Source organism: Paenarthrobacter sp. MSM-2-10-13 (genome assembly GCF_011605365.1).
Classification (GTDB): domain Bacteria; phylum Actinomycetota; class Actinomycetes; order Actinomycetales; family Micrococcaceae; genus Arthrobacter.
In genome coordinates this window covers 339,556-364,738 of record NZ_JAAOXO010000003.1, presented here as the reverse complement: position 1 = coordinate 364,738, position 25,183 = coordinate 339,556, and the positions used below count along the sequence as shown (strand labels likewise).

The 25,183-nt window shown below is 62.9% G+C and carries 18 protein-coding genes; 12 read left to right on the top strand and 6 right to left on the bottom strand.

Annotated elements, in window-relative coordinates; all coding sequences use genetic code 11:
* Nucleotides 1-78: 78 nt before the first annotated feature.
* A complete protein-coding gene (locus HAV21_RS09980; RefSeq protein WP_166841573.1) occupies nucleotides 79-1,212 on the top strand; it encodes an LOG family protein in 1,134 nt (377 codons plus the stop codon).
* 4 nt (nucleotides 1,213-1,216) lie between these two features.
* Here HAV21_RS09980 and HAV21_RS09975 read toward each other — a convergent pair whose 3' ends face one another.
* The 3 genes from HAV21_RS09975 to HAV21_RS09965 all read right to left on the bottom strand — a co-directional run bounded on the left by HAV21_RS09975 (nucleotide 1,217) and on the right by HAV21_RS09965 (nucleotide 4,422).
* Entirely contained in the window at nucleotides 1,217-2,218 is a 1,002-nt protein-coding gene (locus HAV21_RS09975; RefSeq protein ID WP_166841572.1) for a matrixin family metalloprotease, read from the bottom strand.
* 66 nt (nucleotides 2,219-2,284) lie between these two features.
* Nucleotides 2,285-3,121, bottom strand: coding sequence for a matrixin family metalloprotease (locus HAV21_RS09970; protein ID WP_166841666.1), 837 nt, complete (start codon nucleotides 3,119-3,121; stop codon nucleotides 2,285-2,287).
* 143 nt (nucleotides 3,122-3,264) lie between these two features.
* Nucleotides 3,265-4,422: a VIT1/CCC1 transporter family protein gene (locus tag HAV21_RS09965; protein ID WP_142940069.1), complete on the bottom strand. Its 1,158-nt coding sequence runs from the start codon at nucleotides 4,420-4,422 to the stop codon at nucleotides 3,265-3,267.
* 226 nt (nucleotides 4,423-4,648) lie between these two features.
* Between HAV21_RS09965 and HAV21_RS09960 the strand changes: the two genes are divergently transcribed.
* Entirely contained in the window at nucleotides 4,649-4,840 is a 192-nt protein-coding gene (locus HAV21_RS09960) for a hypothetical protein (protein ID WP_142940054.1), read from the top strand.
* Nucleotides 4,841-5,257: 417 nt separating this feature from the next.
* Here the strand turns inward: HAV21_RS09960 and HAV21_RS09955 are convergent, their stop codons facing one another.
* Entirely contained in the window at nucleotides 5,258-6,775 is a 1,518-nt protein-coding gene (locus HAV21_RS09955; RefSeq protein ID WP_208096533.1) for a sodium:solute symporter, read from the bottom strand.
* 266 nt (nucleotides 6,776-7,041) lie between these two features.
* On the opposite strand from HAV21_RS09955, the gene HAV21_RS09950 reads away from it, so the two are divergent.
* Entirely contained in the window at nucleotides 7,042-7,617 is a 576-nt protein-coding gene (locus tag HAV21_RS09950; RefSeq protein ID WP_024819844.1) for a cupin domain-containing protein, read from the top strand.
* 83 nt (nucleotides 7,618-7,700) lie between these two features.
* On the opposite strand, the gene HAV21_RS09945 is transcribed toward HAV21_RS09950, so the two are convergent.
* Nucleotides 7,701-8,516 carry a DUF559 domain-containing protein gene (locus HAV21_RS09945; RefSeq protein WP_347877637.1) on the bottom strand — a complete coding sequence of 272 codons (816 nt, stop codon included), beginning with the start codon at nucleotides 8,514-8,516 and terminating at the stop codon, nucleotides 7,701-7,703.
* Between the two features lie 174 nt (nucleotides 8,517-8,690).
* Nucleotides 8,691-10,664 carry an APC family permease gene (locus tag HAV21_RS09940; protein WP_142940052.1) on the bottom strand — a complete coding sequence of 658 codons (1,974 nt, stop codon included), beginning with the start codon at nucleotides 10,662-10,664 and terminating at the stop codon, nucleotides 8,691-8,693.
* 217 nt (nucleotides 10,665-10,881) lie between these two features.
* Here HAV21_RS09940 and speB point away from each other — a divergent pair, with 217 nt between their 5' ends.
* The 9 genes from speB to HAV21_RS09895 all read left to right on the top strand — a co-directional run bounded on the left by speB (nucleotide 10,882) and on the right by HAV21_RS09895 (nucleotide 25,182).
* Nucleotides 10,882-11,952, top strand: coding sequence for an agmatinase (speB, locus tag HAV21_RS09935; protein WP_166841570.1), 1,071 nt, complete (start codon nucleotides 10,882-10,884; stop codon nucleotides 11,950-11,952).
* Nucleotides 11,949-13,652 carry a thiamine pyrophosphate-binding protein gene (locus tag HAV21_RS09930; protein ID WP_166841569.1) on the top strand — a complete coding sequence of 568 codons (1,704 nt, stop codon included), beginning with the start codon at nucleotides 11,949-11,951 and terminating at the stop codon, nucleotides 13,650-13,652. The genes speB and HAV21_RS09930 overlap by 4 nt, the downstream gene beginning before the upstream one ends.
* 202 nt (nucleotides 13,653-13,854) lie before the next feature.
* Complete coding sequence (locus tag HAV21_RS09925; RefSeq protein ID WP_142940049.1) at nucleotides 13,855-14,337, top strand: MarR family transcriptional regulator; 483 nt, start codon at nucleotides 13,855-13,857, stop codon at nucleotides 14,335-14,337.
* An 8-nt stretch (nucleotides 14,338-14,345) separates the two neighbouring features.
* Complete coding sequence (locus tag HAV21_RS09920; RefSeq protein WP_142940048.1) at nucleotides 14,346-16,445, top strand: MDR family MFS transporter; 2,100 nt, start codon at nucleotides 14,346-14,348, stop codon at nucleotides 16,443-16,445.
* Nucleotides 16,446-16,756: 311 nt separating this feature from the next.
* Complete coding sequence (locus HAV21_RS09915) at nucleotides 16,757-18,490, top strand: ABC transporter ATP-binding protein (protein WP_142940047.1); 1,734 nt, start codon at nucleotides 16,757-16,759, stop codon at nucleotides 18,488-18,490.
* Entirely contained in the window at nucleotides 18,487-20,565 is a 2,079-nt protein-coding gene (locus HAV21_RS09910; protein ID WP_166841568.1) for an ABC transporter ATP-binding protein, read from the top strand. Before HAV21_RS09915 ends, HAV21_RS09910 begins: the two co-directional genes overlap by 4 nt.
* 56 nt (nucleotides 20,566-20,621) lie before the next feature.
* Nucleotides 20,622-21,038, top strand: a complete 417-nt coding sequence (locus HAV21_RS09905; protein ID WP_166841664.1) for a thioesterase family protein — start codon at nucleotides 20,622-20,624, stop codon at nucleotides 21,036-21,038.
* A gap of 80 nt (nucleotides 21,039-21,118) precedes the next feature.
* Nucleotides 21,119-21,883: a copper homeostasis protein CutC gene (locus tag HAV21_RS09900; protein ID WP_142940045.1), complete on the top strand. Its 765-nt coding sequence runs from the start codon at nucleotides 21,119-21,121 to the stop codon at nucleotides 21,881-21,883.
* A gap of 251 nt (nucleotides 21,884-22,134) precedes the next feature.
* Nucleotides 22,135-25,182, top strand: a complete 3,048-nt coding sequence (locus HAV21_RS09895; protein WP_347877636.1) for a glycoside hydrolase domain-containing protein — start codon at nucleotides 22,135-22,137, stop codon at nucleotides 25,180-25,182.
* Nucleotide 25,183 lies beyond the last annotated feature (1 nt).

Below are 25,183 nucleotides of genomic sequence, written 5' to 3'. Positions count from 1 at the left end.
GTGAGCGCTACTGTACTCCCGCTGATGGGCCGTGGGTAGGGTTCCGGCAAACTTCCATGCCAGCACTACGCTGAAACCATGAATCGCTCCGGATCCTTGAACCCGAGTCCCCGCACACTGGACGTCGAAAGTGTGGCCCACTTCAGCCACCTGGTCAGTGCAGGAGCCGGGTCCATGCACGGCTGGCACGCTCAGTCGCTGGACCTGCGAGGCCACGCACGGGACCTCAAAGCCTTGGACCCTGAAGGTGCGATCTTCCTGGGCTGCACCTTTGATGATGGGGTGGAGGAAAGCCTCCGACGGCGGGGAGCGCTCATCTTTCCCAAGCTTCACAATGTGCCGTTCAACCCTTACCGAAGCGGGGTCTACACAGCCGGGGAACTGTACGCGGACATTTCCTCCACGGAATACGAGTCCACCCTGGACGCCCGCATTTACCAATGGAGCATCCTGCCCGGGCGACGAGGCAGCCTGGACGCCACCCTCGCCGCAGCCCTGCACGATCACGCAATCGGCGATGCCTTGGACGAGTTGCTGGAGCACGGCGCGCTCTCCGGCACCAGGGTGGTGGGCGTCATGGGCGGTCACGCGGCACAGCGGGGGACCAAGGAATTCGCCGACGGCGCGCACCTGGGACGGTTGCTGGCCCAAGCCGGCTTTACCGTAGCTACGGGCGGTGGCCCCGGCGCCATGGAAGCGGCCAACCTTGGGGCTTACTTGAGCAGAGTCTCCGACGCCGACTTCACCGCTGCGCTTGAGGCCCTCGCTGCGGTACCGGGATTCAGGCCCTCGGTGACGGCTTGGGCGCGGCAAGCAGCCGCCGTCGTCGAACGCTATCCGGACGGTACCCCAACGCTCGGTATTCCCACATGGTTTTACGGCCACGAGCCGCCCAATCTTTTCGCCACCCACATCGCCAAGTACTTCGCCAACGCTATCCGTGAAGCCATCCTGCTGGAGCTCTGCGACGGCGGCATTGTGTTCCTGCCGGGCGCGGCCGGAACGGTACAGGAGATCTTCCAGGACGCGTGCGAGAACTACTACGGAGCCCCTGAGACCATCACGCCCATGGTGCTGGTGGGACGCGAACACTGGGAACGGACATTTCCCGCCTGGCCCATGGTGCAGAGCCTCGCGGCCGGGAAACCGATGGCGGAGAAGATCTTCCTGGTGGACACGGTGGAGGAGGCCTTGGCGGTGCTTGCCCCGTAGGACCTCAGAAATCCTTGCTGCAAGGTCCCCTGCCCAGCTGGGCCAAGCCGGTGAGGTCGCCGGCAGCGTACCCGCGCACCCAGGAAGCTTGATCGAACATGAGCTGCCGGGGATCGTCCACATGGTCCAGGCCCAGGAGATGACCGAGCTCGTGCATGATCACAGCTACGCCGATCTCCTCCCCGTTGGGAGCGTTCACGATCTCAGCGAACTGGGGAGCATCCAAGGACACCGTCCCGGTGACATACGCTTTGTAGCCGTCGCTGAGACCAATGGAAGAACTCCCGCCAAGCCCCACAGTCTGCCCGATCAGGCGTGGCACCTGCTCCGGGGTGGTCCACGCAATGAGGACCGGTGCCCAGCGGTCCCCGTACCTTTCAGGCTGGTATCCGGACCTGGTGGGGGAGGGAACTTCGGAACTGGGGCCGTCATAGACGAACCTCAGTCCCGTAGCTGAACTGGCCTGCTCCACTGCCTCCACCACCAAAGGCTGCCACGAGGCCGGCGCGAGGTCCGAGTTGACCACGTAGTGGATAGGCCTGCACGGCGAATAGGCCAGCGGGGTTCCGTCTTCTTTGACGGCCAGGAACTTATATGAGGAACTGGTGCGGTTGAGCGGGGCTGGTGTCCCCAGCGGCGCGTCCGCTTCTTCGAGTCCCGGGACGGGGTCCTGGCGTTGGCCGAAAGGAACCAATCCGGGCCGGGGAGCCTGGCTTTGTGTTGCGGACGGGCCATACAGGAACTGACGGAGTTCGCCGCTGAAGTAGGCTCCCGCGCACACCAGCGCCAGGACGCTGATGAGGAACATGATGGCCGCGATGCTGCTGTGCTTGATGGGCGGCCTGATCTGCGGAGGGTCCGGCGGGCGCTGGGAATGCGGGAGGTATTTCGGGCGAGGGGGATCGGGGTCCGGCCACTGGGGCGACCCGTAAGGTTCCATGGAACCCCCTGACGTGGAGGCCGCGACGGGAGGTGGGGCGCCGCCGTCGACCGTAGTGGCCAGCATAAGTCCCACTCCGCCGGGAGTCCATGGCGGGAGTCAACGCCGCGAATGCTTGAGGCGCGAAGCCGCTCAGATGTCCTTGCGGCAAGGCGCCGAGGCAAGAAGATGCAGGCCGTTCAGGTCTCCCGCCGCGAGTCCGTCGGGAGCCCCGATCTCCGGATACATGAGTTGGATGGGATCATCCACGTGATCCAGGCCCATCACGTGGCCCAGTTCGTGCTGCATGACTGCCAGGACGTAGTCGGCCCCGCCGGGGCTGGCAAGCAGTTCCGTGACCTGCGGGGTATCCAGCTCCAAGCTCCCCGTGATGTAACTTTTGGGGCCCTTATTGAGGGAGTACATGGTGCTGCCTCCGGTCCCGATGACGTTATCCGCCAGCGCCGGGGCCTCCACCGGGGTGGTCCACGAGATCAGCAAGGGAGCCCACCGGTCACCGTATTTGGACGGCTGGTAGGGCTCGCGCCGGTCCACGGGCAACTCGTCCGTGGTGCCGTCGTCAATGAACTGAATGCCCGACGCCGCAGAAATATTGGCCAGGGCGGTGGCCAGCAGGGCATCGGAGCCAACAGGTGCGGTGGCGTTGTTCACAACGTAATGAAGCGGGCGGCACGGCGAATAACCTACGGGTGTGCCGTCGTCGTTGGTGGCCAGGAACTTGTATGAGTCGTTGGTGGTGCCGGGGGCTGACGGGGAGGCCAGCGGGGCATCCGCCTCCTCAAGCCCCGGGGGTGGCGCGTCAGGGGCACGCCCCGGTTCTGCAACGCCCGGTCCCTTTTGCGGGGCACCCGGAACGCTGACACCCGGGAACAGTGCGGTGATGCGGGGATCACCCTGCAGATATCCACTCACCAGAACAGCGACGATTGCGGCGATTCCGGCCATGAGGACACCGCGGAGAACCCGCACAGCTGTTGAACTGCGTCGGTGTTTTGGCGCACGTGTTGCTTCCCGCTCCGGGTCCACGGTTCTCCGTTCATGATGCCCTGGATCACGCGGGGCAGCGCGGAGGACGAACCAACATTACGTTCTGCGGGCCGAGCCGTCCAAACTTAGATGATGGTTGCCCCGAACACCAGGCCCAGCCCATAGGTTGCAGCTGCGGCTCCCAGGCCGATGGCCAGCTGACGCAGTCCGCGGCTCAGCGGCGAGGTTCCGGACAGCAAGCCGACGACGGCGCCCGTGGCCAGGAGCGCGATGCCCACCAGGACCCCGGCCACCATCAAGGCTGCAAGGCCCGTCATGCCGAAGATGAAGGGCAGGATGGGCACTATTGCACCTGAGGCGAAGAAGCAGAAGCTGGACAATGCCGCGCCCCATGCGGAGCCTACGGACTCGTGCTCGTCCGCCGGCGGTTTTTCCGGTTGCAAGGACAGGCTCGGATCGCAGTCGCAGCTGAACAAACCCATACGTTCGGCCGCTCGGTGCTCCGCAGCTTCACGGGTCATGCCCCTGGCAAGGTACACCAGGACCAGTTCGTTGTGCTCAATATCCAACGAAGGCGCGGCAGTCAGCGTTGCCTGCGTGGGAAGCGTGGCGTTAAGGAGTTCGCGCTGCGAGCGGACCGAGACGTATTCGCCCGCGCCCATGGACAGCGCACCGGCCAACAAGCCTGCCACGCCACTCATCAGGACTACAGGGCTGGGTACACCGGTTGCTGCCATGCCCATCACCAACGAGAGGTTGCTGACCAGTCCGTCATTGGCGCCAAAGACTGCGGCGCGGAAGGTTCCGGAGAGCCTGTTGCGTCCGCGCGTGGCCAGGCCCCGGACAACTTCCTCGTGGATTTGTTCATCGGCAACCATGGCAGGCGTTGCTGCAGGCTCGGTGCCGTAGGGGGAACGACCCTCGGCGCGTTGGGCCAACGCCAGCACAAAGACCGAGCCGAAATTGCGGGCAAGGAATCCCAGGAACTGGCTCCGGGCGGACGCTGCCTTGGGCATTCCGGCGTGCTCGCCAAGGAGCTTGAGCCAGTGGGCTTCGTGGCGGCCTTCAGCTTCGGCCAAGGCGAGCAGGATTTGGCGCTCCTCGCCGTCACGCCGCTGGGCAAGTTCGCGGTACACGGCGGCTTCGGCACGCTCATCGGCCAGGTACTGGCGCCACCGGCGGATGTCCGCGTTCGACGGAAGCGCGGCTGCTGATGCGGGGGCTGCTGAGTCGGGGGTGGGGTCCGGAGCGGGGCTCGACGAACTGTGGGATTCCTGGTGCATCTGCACTACGTCTCCTGTGCTGGGCACTTGTCTCCTGTGCTGGGTGGGGTAGTTGCGCCCCATTGCACGCCCCACACTACCGCTTATCCGCGCGGATTTTTGGCCGGTATTCCTCAACTGGAGTGTTCGGTGCACCGTAATTTCCTTCCGCTCCTTGACCCTTGTTTGCGCCGGTGCTCAGATGGAAGGACACCGGCCAACCGGCCCACGAGACGGAGGTTGCACCATGAACACCACCGAATCACACGCCAACCACCCGGAACGGGCAACCATCGAGTCCGACCCGGCCTACGACTACGCCGAAGACCAGGAAGTGGACCAGCCCTGGGTTGAGGAAGTAGACGCCCCCGAGGACGACGAACGCGTGGTCCCCATCGACGAAACCGAAGAATTCCGCGAGGAGGACGAGGAACTCTAGGCCGGGTGGTCGCAGCTCAGCGTGAAGTGACATTGGAGGCCTGCCCGCTTCCCGACGGCGGCAACAGTCACCGTCACCGTCCTTGACGCCTCACACCAGCGCGGTGGGCGGATGGCTTGGGCCAACGCCTGCGCGATCAACTGCGGCTGGGGATGCCTGAAGCGCCCGGTCCGGTCCTTTGTCGTGATGGTCACCATGCCTGTGAAGAGGTCGACGGCGGGAATCACCGGGACCGTGGGTGTGGCCGTTTTCGCCGGGGTTTCTGGTGTGTTCGTTGCGGGGCCCGTTCTGCGCCCTTTGTTCGCGCCTTATCGTGCAGAGCGGGCCACGCAACGCCTCCGGGGACGCAGCAACGGCGACGCCGCCCCGGAAAGGGGAGGCGCCGCCGTCGAACTTTGCTTGTTTCTTTGTACCTGCCTACGAGGCGGGCGTGGTGACCTCTTCCTCTGCCACGCGTGTGCCCGCAATGCGGTCGGTCCAAGCCTTCATGACTGCCGGATCGGTGGGCTTGCTGGCGAGCGAAACCACCACATAGACCAGTGCCGAGGCGATCAGGCCATAGTAGATGGGCTCGTTGGCGTAGATGCCGTCCAGGGGAACTTCGGCGTTGATCTCGAGGATGATCATGGTGCCCAGGGTTACCACTGAACCGGCCGCCATGGACCATGCTGCAGCGATGCCCGTTCCGCGCTTCCACACCAGGCCACCGATGATGGCTACCAGCAGGCCGCCCACAAGGATGTCGTAGGCGATGGTCAGAGCGGCCACTACGTCCTTGGTGGAGATGGCGATGATGATGGCCACGATTCCCAGTCCGAGGACCCAGTAGCGGTTGGCCTTGACGTCGTGCTCAGGGTTGTCGGAATCGGAGGTGTCCACCTTCTTGCCGAACCAGCTGGCAACAAAAGGCATGACGTCTGCGCGGGCAACGGTGGCGGCAGCGATCAGCGCGCCGGAAGCCGTGGACATCATGGCTGCGACAGCTGCAGCGAGCACCAAGCCACCAATGCCGATGGGCAGCAGGCGGGTGGCAACTTCAGCGTAGACGTCATCCTTGGCGGCGATCTCCACACCGGAGAGGGCAACGCTGGCAGCCATGCCGATCAGGGCACCGGCAAAGCCGTAAAGGATGCAGTAGATGCCGGCGGTGGCCCCACCCCAGCGGGCAACCGTGGGGGTCTTGGCCGTAAAGACGCGCTGCCAGATGTCCTGGCCGATCAGCAGGCCCAGTGTGTAAACGACGAAGTAGGTGATGATCGTTTGGAGGCCGATGCCGCCGATATCGAAGAAGCTCTCATCGACGCGGGCGCGGATGCCGTCCAGGCCGCCAGCAGCGTTCAGGGCGAAGGGGAGCATCAGGAAGAAGATGCCCACCGTCTTGATGACGAACTGGACCTGGTCTGCCAAAGTGATGGACCACATGCCGCCGATGGTGGAGTAGACCAGGACAATTGCGCCGCCGATGGCGATGGCCAGCCAACGCTCCCAGCCGAAGAGGACCACGAAAATGGTGGCGTAGGCGCCGGTGGACGTGGCACACAGCATCAGTGTGTAGGCCAGCATGACGATGCCCGAGGTCTGGGTTGCGGTGCTGCCGTAACGGAGGGTCAGCATCTGGGAGACCGTGTAGATCTTGAGTTTCTGGATGGTCCCGGCGAACAGGAGGCTGAGCAGCAGCACACCCGAGCCGATGGCCACAACAAGCCACATGCCGGAGATGCCGAACTTGTAGCCCAGGCCGACGCCGCCCACGGTGGATGCGCCACCGAGGACCACTGCGGCCATGGTGCCGGTGTAAAGGAAGGGGCCCAGGCGGCGGCCTGCCACCAGGAAGTCGCTGTTGTTCTTGGTGCGGGACTTGCCCCACCAGCCGAATGCCAGCATGGCGAGCAGGTACACCACCACGATTGCGATGTTTATAGCCGATGATTCCATGAACGGTCCTTGGAGCTGATGCACTGAGGTTGGGGTTTTCGACGATACTCCTGCGAAGAGTCGAAGTCTCTGTGCTGATGATTGGAGATTGGGGAGGTGTTGTGTGCCTCACAGGCAACACTTGTTGCCTCTGAGGATATGTTGTGATGGGAGTAACAGTCAAGATCCTTTGGTCATGCTTCCGCGTATTCTGGCGTTCTTGGCCTGTCTCCCGGCTACTATTGCTCCAATGACAGGGCCACATGACAGGCCTGAAAGGTTCGTGAATGAAGGCTCTACCCGTTGAACCGAGCAATGTTCCCGTTGCCATCGGTTCCAGAATCCGCGCAGCCCGGCAAGCGCAGCGCCTCACCATCGAGCAAGTGGCGGACGCTACCGGTCTGACCAAGGGCTTCCTCAGCCGGGTGGAGCGGGACCTGACATCGCCGTCGGTTGCCTCGCTGGTCACTCTGTGCCAAGTGCTGTCCGTCTCCGTGGGCGACCTCTTCGCAGCTCCGGAGACACACCTGACCAAGCGCGACGACGGCCCCCGCATTTCCCTGGGCGGCCAGGGCATCGTGGAGCGTCTATTGACCGCCCGCTCCGAGCGTCGCTTACAGATCCTGCAGGCAACCATCGAGCCACGTGGCCGCGGCGAAAACGAGCTCTACGCCGTGGACTGCGACGTCGATGTCCTGCACGTGGTCAAGGGACGGATCAAGCTCATCCTCACCAACGAGGAGTACGACCTCGAAGAAGGGGACACTCTCTCCTTCCCGGGCCGGGAACCCCACACTTGGATCAACCCCACGGACGAGACCGTTGAGGTGCTGTGGGTCCTGGTGCCGGCGGCGAGCCGCTAGCTTCACTCCCTGCGCTGCGCTCCCTCCCGGTTAGCTCCAGTTTTGGCGCCGGGGGAGTGGGCTGAACCCCGTAATCCCGGCGCTCAGAGTAGGAGGCTGCCTACCAACTGGGCAGGAGCATCCCGACGCAGCGTGAGAACCGCCCGGATCTCCGCAATAACCCGCTCCGGCTCGAACCAGATGACTTCCGGCGGGTACCTCAGGACCAAATACCCGTTGATGGTGGAGGCGTTGTTCCGTGCCAGATCGTTGCGGAGGGCCTTTCTGTCGGAGTGAAACGCGAAGCCGTCCACTTCAATGATGAGGAATTCTTCGATAAGGAGGTCGACGCGCCCGACGCCAGGTATTGCCACCTGGGCGTCGAAGGCAATTCCGTGTGTGCGGAGCAAGTGCTGGGCATCGACCTCAACAATGGATTCTGCGCGCAGGTTGAGATCCTTGAGCGCGTTGAGGACGGGCCGCGACCTGTCCCCACGAAGTTGTTCCTTCAGCAGGTCCAGCGGTACACCGTGCAAACGAATTGCCGAGACGGCCATTGCCGTTGAAGCGGGCGGCTCCAGGCAAGCCATGGCGTGAAGGACCACATCCTCCACTGCGGCAATCGGGAGGCTGGGATGGGGTTCGAATCTCATGGTTCTGTGCCTGACGAACCCGGTGCCGTGACCGTGATTGCATGCCAGATGGTGGAGGTCAGGTGCTTTGCGTATCCACAATCCGTAGTGTTGTGCAGCGCTGGCGCAGGAGACATAGGAGTTGTAGCGGAGGGCAGTTGCCAACTCGGGTCTGTGCTCCGCAAGCATGAAGATGCCACGCCGTGGTTGTTTCGCTCCCTGGCTGGGGAGGCGCGCGATGTCCTTGCGGGAATAGCCGGCTGCCAGGAGTTGGCCGGTCCGAGCCACGCCGCCTGCGAGGGGAGCAACCGGGGAGGAGCGCAGCCTGCGAGGGGACCAACCGGGGAGGAGCGCGGCCTGCGAGGGGACCAACCGGGGAGGAACGCAGCCTGCGAGGGGACCAACCGGGGAGGAGCGCGGCCTGCGAGGGGACCAACCGGGGAGGAACGCGCGGAACCGGGGCTAGCCCACGTGCACCCACGGGCGTCGGGTGATGTCAGGCTCGGCCTCCCGAAGTACCTCGCGGGTTACCGGGGCGATCTCTCCTTCGCCGAAGAACAGGAACTTGCTGAGGTTGGAGATCGGATTGCCCTCGGTCCAGCGGAAGTAGATATGGGGCATGAATCCTGTGACGTCGCGGATGTGGAGGAGTACTGCGGCCACGGTGTTGGGCACGTTGTTGCTGTGCACCTCCAGGATCTTGAACCCGTGCCGGACCTTGCCCACCACTTGGAGCTCCTGCTCAAAGTCGGAGCTGTCGTCCACAATGACCTCAATGAAGACGGCGTCGCAGTCAACGGGCAGGTGACTTGCCTGCTGGGCGTGCTGGAGCTTCTCCCTGTATCGGCTTGCGCTGAGGTGTTTGGGTTCGTGGGCGATGATGCGGACGGGACCTTCGGCGGCGTTGGCCGTGAATTCGAGGGCTTTCTCGTCCATCTTGATGTGAGTGGCCCGAAGTTCGAACGCGCGCCGCATGCGGGATATGAAGCTAACTACCATGATGCCCAGAATGAAGAGGGCGGCGATCTTCAGGCCGTCGGGGCGCTCGATCGAGTTGACTACGGTGGTGTAGACGAAGACGAGGGAGATCAGACCAAAGCCGATGACCTGTGCCCGCTGCTTCTTCCGCCGTGCAGACAGTGTGACGGCAATGGAGGCCGAGGTTATCAGGACCAGCACACCAGTGGCGTAGGCGCCACCTTGGGCGTTGACGTCCGCCTTGAAGATGATGGTGACAAAGAAGGCGATGACGGTGAACACCAGAACCAGCGGGCGGAGGGCGCGTGCCCATGCCGGCGCCATGCCATAGCGGGGCAGGTAACGGGGGACGAGGTTCAAGAGCCCGGCCATTGCTGACGCGCCTGCGAACCAGAGGATGGCGATGGTGCTGACGTCATAGACGGTTCCGAAGCCGTCTCCTAGGAATTTGTGCGCCAGGTAAGCGAGGGCGCGGCCTTCGGCTTTGCCGCCGTCCTGGAATTCGGCGGCGGGGATCAGCATGACGGTGGTGAAGCTGGAGGTGATGAGGAATGAGCTCATGATGATGGCCGCGGTGGTGAGGAGCTTGTGCGCACCCTTGATCCGGCCAGTGGGCTTGGCATCGGTGTCTGTTGCGTGGCCCTTGATTTGAGGCATGACGGCAACTCCGGTTTCGAATCCGGAGAGCCCAAGTGCCAGGCGGGGGAAGACCAGAAGTGCCAGGGCGATCATCATGATGGGGTCGCCATGGGACGTGGTGAGCGCACTCCACCAGTCGGTGATGACGCCGGCTTCGGTAAAGAGATGAGTCATGGACACCACGATCACCACAAGGTTCAGCGCGAGGAATGCTGCCACCAGCACCACGGCCACGTTGATGGCTTCTTTGAATCCGCGGAGGAAGACGATGCCCAGGCCGGCGATCAAAGCCAAGGTGATGACTACTTGCTGGCCTTCGAGGAAATGCGGCGCGAAGGGGTTCTCGATGAGGTGGGCTGTGGCGTCGGCGGCGGACAGCGTGATGGTGATCATGAAGTCGGTCGCAGCAAAACCAAGGAGGGCCAGGACGAACAGCTTGCCTCCCCATCGCGGTAGCAGGCGCTCCAGCATGGCGATGGATCCTTCGCCGCGGGGGCTTTCCTTCGCAACGCGCCGGTATACGGGGAGGGCGCCGGCCAGGGTTGCGAGCACCAGGAGCAGGGTGGCCAGCGGGGACAGCAGGCCGGCGGCCAGGGCGGCGATGGCTGGCTGGTAGCCGAGGGTGGAGAAGTAGTCCAGGCCCGTGAGGCACATGACTTTCCACCAGGCTTGGGGCTTGTGCGAGTCCGAGGGGCGACCGTGGGGTCCCTGTCGCTTCCCTGAGGTATCCGGCATTCCTTCCAGTAGCCATGGCTTGAGCTTGAAGGAGTTCTTTGGCCGGTTGGCCGGATCGGCCGGAGGCCTCGACAGGGTGGTCACGGTGTCCTTTCGTGCAGCAGTGTGCTGCTTCCGCTAGGAGCGTATGGCCGCGTTCGACGCCGGGACCCCGGTTTTTATGGAATCTTAACGCCCGCTGTGACGGGCATCTCATGACGCACGCCCGATAAGCCAATTTGTAAACATGTGATGCTTATTAGACAACTTTGAGTGTATGATGGGTGTCACAGACGCTGACTTATCTCGAAGGAGAGGCATTTTGGAAGAGCTCCGCATTGAGGCCAACGGGAACCTCGGCCCCATCGATTCATCCCGCATCCCGCGCTACGCCGGTGCCGCCACCTATGCCCGCCTGCCCCGCCTGGACCAGGTCTCCAAGGCTGACGTCACCGTTGTTGGCGTCCCCTTCGACTCCGGCGTTTCCTACCGCCCTGGCGCGCGCTTCGGTGCCAACCATGTGCGTGAAGCCAGCCGCCTGCTCCGTCCCTACAACCCGGCATGGGACGTCAGCCCGTTCGAGAACATCCAGGTTGCCGACGCCGGCGACATGGCCGTGAACCCGTTCAACATCAACGAGGCCATCGAGACCATCCAGCAGAACGCCTTGGATCTCTCGGCCAACGGCAGCAAACTGGTCACTCTCGGTGGCGACCACACCATCGCCCTGCCTCTGTTGAGGGCTGCCGCTGAGCGTGCCGGTGAGCCCATCGCGATGCTCCACTTCGACGCACACCTGGACACCTGGGATACCTACTTTGGCGCCGAGTACACGCACGGCACCCCGTTCCGTCGGGCCGTGGAAGAGGGCATCCTTGACACCGAGGCCATCAGCCACGTCGGTACCCGCGGTCCGCTGTATGGCAAGAAGGACCTCGACGACGACCACCGCTTCGGCTTCGGAATCGTCACCTCCGCAGACGTCTACTACCAGGGCGTCCTTGAGACCGTGGCTAAGATCCGCGCCCGCATCGGCAACCGTCCGCTGTACATCTCCGTGGACATCGATGTCCTGGATCCGGCGCACGCGCCCGGCACCGGCACTCCTGAAGCCGGCGGCATCACCAGCCGCGAGCTCCTGGAAATCATCCGGGGTTTCCGGGGCATGAACCTCGTTGGTGCGGACATCGTTGAAGTTGCTCCGGCCTACGACCACGCAGAAATTACCGGTGTTGCAGGCAGCCACGTAGCCTACGAGCTCGTGACCCTCATGGCGGACAACGCAGTGGAAGGTGACCGCCAAGGTGCCCCCAACGGCTACGCGCAGCAGGCCCTCGGCGCCCGCATCGCGGAACTCGCGCAGGCAACCGGAGCAACCGGAGACCAGCGATGATCGATTTCGATCCGGGCACAGCAGCCCCCACCAAGGGAACCAACCAGCGCAACGGTGGGGACCTCGTCGTCGAGACCCTTGAAGCGCTGGGCGCGAAGACCGTCTTCGGTATCCCGGGCCAGCATGCTCTGGGTCTTTTTGACGCGATGGGCCGCGGCAACCTGCACTTCGTTTCCTCCCGTGTGGAGAACAACTCGGCGTTCGCGGCGGACGGGTATTCACGTGCCACCGGCGAGGTGGGTGTGCTGTTCCTGTCCACCGGGCCCGGTGCGCTGACGTCCCTGGCCGGTTTGCAGGAGGCCTATGCCACAGGTGTTCCCATGGTGGTTGTGGCCAGCCAGATTCCGCTCGATGGCCTGGGTGCCCGCCGCAAGGGCATGTTGCACCAGCTCGATGACCAGAAGGCCTCGGCCGCGAACGTCACCAAGAGCCAGCGACTGATCCAGCACGCCTCGGGCATCCCCTCGGCCATCCAGGACGCGTGGACCGAAGCGATCTCCTCACCGCAGGGTCCTGTGTGGATCGAAATCCCGCAAAACGTCCTGCTGGACCCGATCATGGTTCCCCCGGTGGAGGACGCCCTCGCCGAAGCATTCGACAACCCGCCGCGCGTCGAGCTGATCCGCGAGGCCGTGAAGTGGCTTTCGACGGCGGAACGTCCGGCCATCATCGCCGGCGGCGGTACCCGTCGTGGCCGGGCCGAGAAGTCGTTGCTCTCGATCGCCGAGCAATTACGGGCTCCGGTCATTTGCACCCCGGGCGGCAACGGCGCGTTCCCGTGGACCCACGAGCTGTCCTTACAGTCGTGGATCGAGGACCGGTATATGACCGACGTCCTGGAAGACGCCGATGTGCTGATCGTGATCGGCTCCTCCCTGGGTGAAGTGACCTCGAACTACTTCACGTTCGAACCACGCGGCCGGATCATCCAGATCGACGCCGAACCCCGCGTCCTGGAATCCAACCGGCCCGGTTTGGGCATCCGTGCCGACGCCGGCCAGGCCCTAGCGGCCCTGGACGAAGCCCTCGCAGCTGCCGGTGCCGCGGACTCCGTGAAGCGTGACTGGCACGGCACCAGCCCGGAGGACGTGGTCAAGGAATCCCTGGCCAAGGTCAAGGCTCGCCTGGAATCACAGGACCTGGCCAAGGAACTGAAGTTCATGGCCGACATCCGCGAGGCTGTTCCGGCTGACATGCAGACGTTCTGGGACATGACCATCTCTGCGTACTGGGGCTGGAGCTGCTGGGACGCCCGGCAGGGCCAGTTCCACTCCGCCCAAGGCGCCGGCGGCTTGGGCTACGGTTTCCCGGCTGCCATTGGTGGTGCCGTCGGGCTGGACACCACCGGGAAGCCGAGCAGGGTGCTGGCCGTTTCCGGTGACGGATCCTCCATGTACTCCATCTCCGAGCTCGCCACCGCCAAGCAGCACAACGTCCCGGTCACCTGGCTGATTGTGGACGACGGCGGCTACGGCATCCTGCGTGAGTACATGGTGGGCGCCTTTGGCCAAGCCACCGCCACCGAGCTCGCCCGCCCGGACTTCGTGAAGCTTGCCGAGTCCTTCGGCGTCCCGGCGCGCCGGGTTGCTCCGGAGGAAGTGGGGGACGCGCTCAAGGCGTCCTTCGCAGCGGACGGACCCAACGTCGTCGTGGTTGAGACCCTGCTGAAGATGTTCGGCCCCACGCATTTGGACGACTAAGTAGACCCAAGTAAACGCAGAAAGCCCCCGCACGGAACCTCGTGCGGGGGTTTTCTGCGTTGCGAGGCCCACTCTGCACCCAATTCCCACGAAATAAGGTGCAGAGCGGGCCCCGCAACAGAACCGAAACGCATCTTTAGTTTCCCAAAGCAATCAATCTGAGTTATAGTTGCTTTAGGCAAGCAAAAGAGGGGTGTTTTCCATGTCCGTCGGTTCCGCCACAGCAACCGATCTTGTGCATCAAATCTTCGACCTCCAGCGCACACTGCGCTGTGTGGTGACCGCCCACATGGCGCGTGTTCCCGACGTCGGAATGGCTGTTCAAGGGGTGATGCGATTCATTGGCGAGGGGGAGACCCGCGCTACGCATCTGGCCACGCGGCTCGGTGTCAGTGCACCGGTCCTGAGCCGGCACGTCACCGAACTCGAGGAACTGGGCTTCGTGGTCAGGCGGCCCGATCCCGCGGACGGCAGGGCCCAACTGCTTGCCCTGACGGAGGAAGGCTCCGCGAAACTGCGCGAATTCGAAGAACAACGCAGCGTGAGACTGCGCGATTACCTGGCGGATTGGAGCGAGGCTGACGCCCTCGAGGCCTCCCAGGTCATCAACAAACTCACCGAGTCACTCAAGGACTCAATCCGGGCAACGGCGGCCGGCTCCATCACAACCAACCAGACAGCTTAGGAGCCACCATGGCCACACCAGCAGTTCAGAACACCAAGGCGGTGGACGCCTCAGCCAGCCCCGCGGCCAGCAAAGCCGCAGCGCCCATGACGCACCGGCAGATCATGGAAGCCCTCACCGGCCTCCTCGCCGCCTTCTTCACCGCAATCCTCAGCAGCACTATTGTTGCCAACGCATTGCCCACCATCATGTCCGAGCTCAAGGGCACCCAAACCGACTTCGCCTGGGTCATCACGGCAGCGTTGCTGGCCAATGCTGCAACCACACCCATCTGGGGCAAGCTCGCGGACCTTTTCGACAAGAAGCTCCTGGTCCAGCTGAGCATCATCATCTTTGTGGCCGGCTCAGTAATGGCTGGACTCTCCGAAACCATTCCGCTGCTGCTCACCGCCCGCGTCATCCAAGGCGTGGCCATGGGTGGCCTCACAGCCTTGGCCCAGGCAATCATCGGCTCCATGATTCCGCCGCGCGACCGCGGTAAATACTCCGGTTACATGGGTGCCGTCATGGCCGTTGGCACTGCTGGCGGACCGCTGTTGGGTGGCTTCATCGTTGACAGCCCGTTGGGCTGGCGCTGGACGTTCTTCGTCTGCGTGCCGCTGGCCGTCGTCGCGCTCATACTGCTGCAGGTGACGCTGAAAATCGAGCACATCAAGCGTCCCGCCAAGATCGACTGGCTCGGTTCCATCCTGCTGACCTCCGGCGTCAGCCTGTTGCTGATCTGGGTTTCCTTCGCCGGCAACCCCGACTACTACGACTGGTTCTCCTGGCAGTCCGCCCTCATGGTGGGTGGCGGCGTAGCTCTTCTGGCTGTGCTCGTGTTCGTGGAAACCAAGGTGGCCCAGCCCATCATCCCCCTCAAGATCATCTCCGAGCGCACCACGGCCCTGGCCATTGTTGCCTCCGTTGCGGTTGGCATCGCCATGTTCGGTTCCTCAACCTTCCTGGGTCAGTACTTCCAGGTTGCCCGCGGCGCCACACCCACCGAGGCAGGGCTGCTGACGCTGCCCATGATCGCCGGAAACCTTATTGGTTCGGTCGCTTCGGGCATCCTGATCAGCCGCTTCGGTAAGTGGAAGAGGTTCCTGATTGCAGGCTCCGTCCTCCTCATTGGCGGTCTCGCATTCGCCGGAACCATGGACCACACCACTGAACTGTGGATAGTGGCGATCTACACCGGTGTGTTCGGGCTCGGCCTGGGCATGCTGATGCAGAACCTGGTCCTCGCTGTTCAGAACACCGTCCAGGCCAAGGACATCGGAACCGCGAGTGCCTCCGTGGCGTTCTTCCGCTCGGTTGGTGGCGCAATCGGCGTATCCGTTCTCGGTGCCATCATGTCCAACCACGTGAAGGAACTCGCTGTTGAGGGCATGACTGCCGCAGGGATCCCTGCCCAGGGTGGCGCGTCCGGAGCGAGCATGGACCTGGCTGACATGCCTGCCCCCATCGCGGACATCATGCGCGCTGCCTACGGTGACGCGACTGCTCAGATCTTCCTGATCTCCGCGATCATCAGCGTCGTTGCCCTCCTCGCCGTGCTGTTCATCAAGGAGCGTCCACTGCGACGCACCGTGGATGCAGCTCCTGAGAAAGAACTGGTTGCCACGGCTTCAGGGGACGCCGGAATGTCACTGGACACGGCGTCCATGGACGCAGTGAAAGCGTCCGACGACGGCGCCCGCCGCCCAAGTGCCCATCCTGCGGTTTCGGTGGGCGGACGTCAGGTAGGGGCGGACCGTCAGGTTCCGGTAGGGGACCGTCAGGTTCCGAACCCGGAGTCCGGAACCGATCTTGACCTCGAGTTCGCTCGGATCCTCACGCAGGAACGGCCTCACGGCACCGCTGATGTGAAGGAAGTCCAGGAGCAGTTGTCCCGTACCCAGTACGTCCTGGCGGAACAACAGCTTCAGCTGAGCCGTGCCAACGTGGAGCTGCAGGCCCGGTTGCGGGAGCAGCAGACCATTGCCGAGCAGCAAGCCCACACCGCGGAAGAGCTTGCAGCGATCCGCAAAGAACTCAAGCGTGAGCGCAGGCAGCAGGAGCGCATGGCGTTGCTGCTCCTCCAAGGCGTCGAAGCCCGTTCGGACCACGGCAAGCACGCAGGCTAACTCACTGGGGTCCCGGCCCTGTCCGGGGATCCAGGCCGGGGCTCCTGATGGAGTGCGGGGAAACGGCCAACGAGGGCGGGATTGGGAGCGCCGGCTGGGAAACCAGCCGGCGCTTTCTTGTTTGCCCCGACAGCCGGTCTTGCGGCAGCGGGAGCATCCGTCACCCGGCAGATACTCCGCTGGGATGATCTTTCCCGAAAGATGTTTCGCCGGGGCAACGGATTTCGTAGAGTAGGGAGGCTAATACTGTCAGCCCCGGCTGCCACACTTCTCTTACCTCTTTCACGCACTCTTTCTAAGGACCCGTGGGCATGCTTGTCACCCTTATACGGCGCTACTCCAAGCCGTATTTGCCGCAGATCGTGGCCGTGCTGATTTTTCAGCTCGCATCCACCATCGCTACGCTGTACCTCCCCAGCCTCAACGCCAGAATTATTGATGAGGGAGTTTCCCGCGGAGACACCGACTTCATCTGGCAGACCGGTGCCCTCATGCTCGCTGTCGCCCTTGGACAAGTGGTCACTGCCATCATCGCTGTGTACTTCGGGTCCCGCGTTGCAATGGCCATTGGCAGGGACCTGCGCCGCAGCGTCTTCCGGCAGGTCAGTAGCTTCTCAGCCCAGGACGTCAACACTTTCGGTGCTCCCACGCTGATTACCCGCGGTACCAACGATGTCCAGCAGGTACAGATGCTGGTGCTCATGGGCCTGAACTTCATGGTCTCAACCCCCATCATGTGTGTGGGCGGCATCATCATGGCGCTCCGTGAGGACCTTAGCCTTTCCTGGTTGGTCTGGGTCTCCGTTCCTGTCCTGGTGGCCGTGGTGGGCTACCTTGTAGTCCGTCTCATGCCGCTGTTCCGTTCCATGCAGACCAAGATCGACGCCATCAATGGCGTGCTGCGCGAACAGATCATCGGTATTCGCGTGGTCCGGGCCTTTGTTCGCGAGCCCCACGAGGCCAGGCGCTTCGGGGACGCCAATGATGACCTCACTGCAGTGTCGGTAAAGATCGGCAACCTGTTCGTCCTGATGTTCCCGGCCATCGGCATGATCCTGCACCTGTCCACGGCCGCCGTGCTGTGGTTTGGCGGCCAGCGGGTGGATTCCGGGGAGATGCAGGTGGGTGCGCTCACGGCCTTCCTCCAGTACCTGCTGCAGATCCTGATGGCTGTCATGATGGGCACGTTCATGGCCATGATGATTCCCCGCGCATCCGTCTGTGCAGACCGCATAGGTGAGGTACTGGACGTCGAGCCTTCCATCCACAACCCCAGCTCGCCGGTAGTGCCTGCTGAGAAGAAGGGACGTGTGGAGTTCCGGGACGTCACCTTCAAGTACCCCGGTGCCGAGGCTCCGGTGCTGAGCAACATTTCCTTCACTGCTGAGCCGGGCAAGACCCTGGCCATCATCGGCTCCACGGGTGCCGGCAAAACCACCTTGGTCTCGCTGCTGCCGCGGCTTTACGACGTCGCATCCGGTGACGTCCTGCTGGACGGTGTGCCCGTCACGAAGATGGACGCATCGGAGATCACTAGCCGCGTATCTGCGGTGCCGCAGAAGCCGTACTTGTTCTCAGGAACAATCGAGCACAACCTTCGTTTCGGCAAGCCTGACGCCACGGACGAAGAGCTGTGGGAAGCGTTGGAAACGGCACAGGCCAAGGGCTTCGTGGAAGAAAAGTCATCCGGTTTGAACCGGCGCATCGCCCAAGGCGGTACCAACGTCTCCGGTGGCCAGCGCCAGAGGCTTTCCATTGCCAGGGCGTTGGTTACCAAACCGAATGTGTACCTGTTTGATGATTCGTTCTCCGCGCTCGATGTTGCTACCGACGCCCGTCTGCGCAAAGCCTTGAAGGCCAAGACCCGGGATTCCACAGTCATTATCGTGGCCCAGCGCGTCTCTACCATCGCGGACGCGGACGAGATCCTTGTGCTGGATAACGGAAGGATTGTTGACCGCGGAACGCACGACGAACTGCTGGAGACCTCACCCACCTACCAGGAAATCGTTGAATCCCAGCTGAGCGTGGAGGAAGTGGCATGACCGAGCAGGACCAGCAGAAGAAGCGTGGCTGGGCTGCCAAGGCTCAAGCCGCCAAGGATGCCAAGGCAACAGCTGAAGCTGAGGTAGCCACCGAAGTGCTCGATGACGACGACTTTGTTGAAGAAGAATACGTCCCCTCCGAAGCTGATGGCGGTATGTTCGGCGACGTCCCGGCAAAGAAGGCCAAAGAGTTCTGGCCGTCCGCCAAGCGACTCATGGGCCTGCTGAAGCCCGAGGCCGTTGGCGTGTACATCGTGATCGGGCTCGTCATTGTCTCGGTAGTCCTCAATGTGATTGCTCCGAAGGTCCTGGGTAGTGCCATGGACGTCATCTTCGGTGGCGTTGTGGGCCGGCAGATCCCGGAGGGGGTCTCGCAGGAGCAGTTCGTTGAGCTCATGCGCCAGCAAGGCCAAGGCAACTTTGCGGACATGGTCTCCAAGATGGAGCTCACCAACGGGATTGACTTCCCCAAGCTGACGTTCCTGATTTCGATCGTGCTCCTGATGTACTTTGTGGCCAACATCTTCCTGTGGGCCCAGGGTTGGTTGCTCAACAGGATCGTCATGCGGGTCATTAAGAAGCTGCGCAACGACGTTCAGGCAAAGCTCAACCGGCTCCCGCTGAACTACTTCGACACCCGCCAGCGCGGCGACATCCTGTCCCGCGTGACCAACGACGTCGACAACGTCCAGCAGGGCCTCCAGCAGGCGTTCTCCCAACTGGTCAGCTCAGTGCTCACAGTCGTGGGCATCACGGTGATGATGTTCATCGTCTCCTGGGAATTGGCGCTCATTGCCCTGATCGCCCTGCCGTTGTCCGGCATTGTGGCGGGCGTCATTGGTGCGCGCAGCCAGAAGCTCTTCGCAGCACAGTGGAAGAACACCGGCGCACTGAACGGCCAGATCGAGGAGTCCTTCTCCGGACACGACCTCGTGAAGGTCTTCGGTCGCGATGCCGACATGCTGAAGCGTTTCGACGAGAAGAACGAGGAACTCTACAAGGCCTCCTTTGGTGCGCAGTTCGTGTCCGGCGTGATCTTCCCGGCCATGAACTTCGTGTCCTACCTGTCCTACGTCGGCATTGCCGTGGTGGGTGGCTTGCGCGTTGCCTCGGGCTCCATGAGCCTGGGCGATGCCACCGCCTTCATTCAGTACTCACGTGAATTCACCCAGCCGCTGGGCCAGATTGCCGGCATGGCCAACATGCTGCAGTCCGGTGTTGCCTCGGCAGAGCGCGTCTTCGAGTTCCTTGATGCCGAGGAAGAAGTTGAAGAGACCGGGACCCGCAATCTGCCCGCCAAGACCGACGGCCATGTTGAGTTCGAGCACGTCTCGTTCAGCTATGTAGAAGACAAACCGCTCATTGAGGACCTGTCCTTTGCTGCCGAACCTGGCCATACCGTGGCGATTGTGGGCCCCACCGGGGCCGGGAAGACCACGCTGGTGAACCTGGTGATGCGTTTCTACGAGCTCAACGCAGGCCGGATCACCTTGGATGGCGTGGACATCAAGGACCTTAGCCGCGCAGAACTGCGGTCCAAGGTGGGCATGGTGTTGCAGGATGCCTGGCTGTTTGGCGGGACCATCTACGACAACATCAAGTACGGCAAGCTGGACGCCACCGAGGACCAGATCATGGAAGCGGCCAAGGCAACCTACGTGGACCGCTTTGTGCGTGCCCTCCCGGACGGTTACCAGACGATCATCGACGAAGAAGGCAACAACGTCAGCGCCGGTGAAAAGCAGCTCATCACCATCGCCCGTGCCTTCGTTTCAGATCCGTCGCTGCTGATCCTGGACGAAGCTACAAGCTCCGTGGACACCCGTACGGAGCTGTTGCTGCAAAAGGCCATGGCTGCCCTTCGGACGGACCGGACGAGCTTCGTGATCGCCCACCGCCTGTCCACTATCCGCGACGCCGACACCATTTTGGTGATGGAGAACGGCAAGATCGTGGAGCAGGGCAACCATGCCCACCTGCTCACACTGCAGGGGGCCTACTACCGGTTGTACATGTCCCAGTTCGCTGGTGAGGAAGAGACCGCTGTGGACGACTCGACGGCGGTGCACAGCTGAGCACGGAAACACTGAAGGAGTCCATGGCACCCCGCCGCATAGAGGTCCTCGTACCCATGCGCTGGGGTGACATGGACGCCTACGGCCACATCAACAACGTCCAGATTGTGCGGATGCTGGAGGAAGCCCGTATCGCAGCCTTCGGGCCCCCTCGCGGAGCGGGCCTTCCGGGCGTAGAGCCCCCGGCGGCCCTGTTCAATGACGTCGAGGAAGGCACCATGACCCTGGTTGTGGAGCACAAAGTCCGGTACGTCCGGACTTTGGATTACCGCAACATCCCGGCTGTGGTGGAGATCTGGGTGGGGGCCATCAAAGGCGCCAGCTTCGATCTCCATTACGTCATCAAAGATCCTGTCACGCGGGAAGACTGCGTGAAAGCAACTACTCACCTGGCTTTCGTCGCCGAGGCCACAGGACGGGTCCTAAGGCTCACGCCGGAGCAAAAGGAAAAGCTGCAGAAGTACCAGGGCTGACGAGTTTTTGTACAGCTGATGCCCTCAAATGGCCGTCTTAGGGGCATCAGCTGTACAAAAATTCCACGTAGAGTTTCACCATGAAACTTGAAATTGCCGTGGTGAGTGCCGCGGGTGCAGGCACGGCAGCCGCCGAGGGAGCCGACCGCATCGAACTGTGCAGCAGCCTGGAACTTGGTGGCGTCACGCCAAGCCAAGGACTCATGGAAGCCAGCATGGAGCACGTTGACGGCCGTCTGGCGATCCATCCACTGATCCGCTCCAGGCCCGGCGACTTCCGGTACTCTGCGTCCGACGTAGACACCATGGTCCACGAGATCCGCCATCTGCTGGCTCAGGGTGCCCACGGGGTGGTGGTCGGGGCGCTCACCGCGTCCGGAGACGTAGACGTTCACGCGATCCAGCGCCTCGTGGATTCCGCCAAGGAAGCCAACCCGGAAGCAGAGTTGACCTTTCACAGGGCCATAGACCAGTCACGAGACCCCGTGGCCGCTCTTGAACAGCTGATGGAACTTGGCTTCACGCGGATCCTGACCTCGGGCCACGAGGCCACCGCGGGGGCCGGGCTGTCCACGTTGACCACCATGGCAGAACGTGCCGGGAGTGCACTGCAGATCATGGCCGGGGGAGGACTAACCCTTGACGACATCCCTGCGATGCACAGGGCAGGCCTTGCTGCGGTCCACCTTTCGGCCAAGAAGACGGTCTCCACCCTCGCCGATGGGGCGGTCTCCCTCGGTGCGCAGGACGGCAGCGATCCCACGGCTTACACAGTTACCAACCGCGACGTCGTCCGGGCGGCGAGGGCGAAAGTCAACGCACTGAACCTGGCTGCCTCCAAGTAGCACCTGGCCGCCTCCAACTAGCACCGTCATAATGCCCTGGCAGCGTCATGGCCAGTATTCGGGGGCGGGAATTGCAGTGATCGCGCATCGCAATAACCCTTTACGACTCCACGGAACGCCGGGATGATGTAAGGATTCACCAAACAGGTGAAAAACCCCGGAAGCTACCTTCAGGAGTCTCAGCGATGCCGCTGCCCGCGCCGGTTTCACCGGCCCTCATCACCCCGCCAAATCCCAGCAGAATCGGTTCAGTGACAGCCCACCCGGAGGTGGATTGTGGCATCGGCGCGTGGGACAAACTGCTCTACGGCAATCACCGATTCGTTGTGGAAGTCCTGGATGTGGCTGAAGCGGGGCTCAGCGGAAGGGGCGGCGGGGTTGGTGCGGCCCACAGGGCTGTCATCCCGTGGCGGCGGCAGGACAAGGACCCCGCAACGGTTGATGTCATGGTCGTCTCGGAGAAGACCGGCATCAGGGTCCGGAACGTGATGGTGGAAGAGGCCACCCGCGAGTCCGGAACGGTTGTCTTCGAAGCCACAGAGGGCCCTGGCATCTACTTCGTCTTCTACCTGCCGTACGCCATGCTGGGGAAAGCCCACTATCCCCAGGCGCAGTACCTCCCGCGTCGTCCTGCCGCAGATCCGGCCTGGGCCGCCGCCGTCGGACGTTCCGCCTGGGCAAGCGGGGCGCAAGCTGCGCTGCCCACCGCCAAAGTCCTCCGATATGAGGCGGCAAGCGGACGGGACTCGTTCGCACCCATGAACTTCACCGCCCGCGCAGACGAACTGGAGCGGTTCCGGGCACTCCACGCGGGAGAAGCCCTACTGGTGTTTCCCGAGGACCGCCTGAATCCCATCTCCATGCGGCATGACCTACCGGCGCACTGGGTGATCAACGGGCCCTCGGAGGCTTTCCACGGCACTGCACAGGCTGGCGAGGACTATGTGGTCCAGTTGGGACTGTATGCGCAGAAGGATCTCAACGGCGTGACAGTTCAGGTCACCCCATCAGCCGGGGAAGAGCCAACGGGAGGAGACTCAACGGGAGGAGAAGGTACCAGCGGGCGCTGCATCAACACCGATGGCGTGGACAGGCTGGGCAAGCCATGGCACAGAGCCCTCAACATTCCTGCCGGCACTGTACGGGCTTTGCTGGTGGTCCTTCCCATCCCTGAGGCAGCTGCGGGAACCACGCACTCCGCCATGGTGACTATCCATGCAGCGGGGGAGCCACCACGGGAGATCGTGGTCAGGCTTGATGTGGCCGCGGAAACAGATCCGGCACTCCTTGCGGGCGGTTTCGGAGATGCACGTTCCCTTCGGCGCCTGGCCTGGCTGGATTCGCGAGTGGCTCAGGACGCGGAGCTCGTTAGGCCATATACGGCCATCACTTTGGACGAAACGAGCAGGACGTTGGGGATTCTGGGCAGGTCCTTGCAGCTGACGGAGTCCGGACTTCCGGCGCAGGTGACGTCAACGTTTACCACCGCGGTGACCGCAACGGATGGTCCCGTCGTCGAGCTTTTCAGTGCTCCCATGCGGCTGGACGTTGAGGGAATTGATTGGACGCACGGTCAGCTAGTTTTCACTGAGGACGGCCCGGCGCGGATGTCGTGGCGCTGCGCCTGGACAGGTCGCAAGGACGGCAAGGCGGCGCTGACGCTGGAGCTGAACGGCGTTCTCGACGCCGATGGGGCAGTTTCGTACTCGCTGCGGCTCAGCCCGGTGGGGACCTTGGAGGTGAACGACGTCGGCCTGCAGCTGGCGCTCCATGAGGCTTCGGTTCCGCTGGCCATGGGGTTGGGCATCCCGGGTGGAAGACGGCCGGACACCATCGACTGGACTTGGGACGTGGCGGCGAAGAACCAGGATGCGTTGTGGCTGGGGAGTGTGAATGTAGGCGTCCAGCTTTCCTTACGTGATGGCAGCTATGAACGGCCGCTCAACACCAACTTCTACCGGGAGAAGCCGTTGGTGGAACCGGGATCGTGGGCCAACCGGCAGCAGGCCGGCGGTGAAAGCGGAGTCCGGGGCGGTGTCGCGTTGCGGACATCGGAGGACACAGCCACGCTGCGTGCCTTCAGTGGTGCCCGGACCCTAAGGGCGGATGAGCCATTGGACTTCGATTTCCGCCTGCTGCTGACACCGTTCAAGCCGATCGATCCCGGTAAACACCTTGGAAAACGGTACTTCCACGCTCCTGAAAACCCTGCGGACATCAAGGCCGCTGGTGCCACCGTGGTCAACGTCCATCACGCCACGGCGCCGGCGCTCTATATCAATGATCCCTTGCTGACCCAGGACTCGCTGCGGAAGTACGTGGCCCAGTGCCATCAGCACGGGCTCAAAGCCAAGGTTTACAACACGGTCCGCGAGCTCACGTTCCATAGCCCGGAGCTGCTGCCGTTGCTGCACCTGGACCACGAAGTCTTCAGCGACGGTCCAGGGGCAGGCCACATCTGGCTGCAGGAACATGCCGGCAGCGGCTACGTTTCAGCGTGGTTTGCACCCAATGTGGAGGACATCGCCGTGGTGACAACCGGCGAATCACGGTGGGAGAACTTCTACGTGCGGAGCCTTCAGGAACTGGCCGGCGGGGAGGATGGGATTGACGGCATCTACCTGGATGACATCGCCTATGACCGCCACGCCATGCAGCGGGTCCGCAAGGTCCTGGAGCGGGCCTGCATAACCCGTGGTGTAGACGGCCCTGAGATTGACCTCCATTCAGCAAACCAGTTCACTGCGCACGACGGTTACGCATCCTCCGCCAATCTGTACATGGAGCATTTGCCTTATGTGGACAGGCTATGGCTGGGGGAGTACTTCGACTACAACACCACCGATCCCGACTATTGGCTGGTGGAGCTCTCCGGCATTCCCTTCGGCCTCATGGGCGAGATGCTGGAAGGCGGTGGCAACCCATGGCGTGGCATGGTGTTCGGGATGACAGGCCGGGCACCTGCCGTGGACAACCGCCCGCTCTGGGAGTTCTGGGCCCAAACCGGGTTGGAGCACGGGCATATGCAAGGGTTTTGGGACCCGCAGGCCCCCATAAAGACAAGTCACCCCCACGTTCTGGCCACCACGTGGCTCACGGAGCACGGAATGGTTGTAGCGCTGGCCTCCTGGGCCGCGGACACTGAACAAGTGACGCTGATTTTCGACGACGATGCTGCCGCCACCAGAATCATCAAGGCCCCCACCATCGCCGGCTTCCAATCTGCCGCGAGCTACGTGCCCGGCCAAGCCATAGCCATCGAGCCGCAGCGCGGTCTCCTTCTCACGATCGGATACTGAC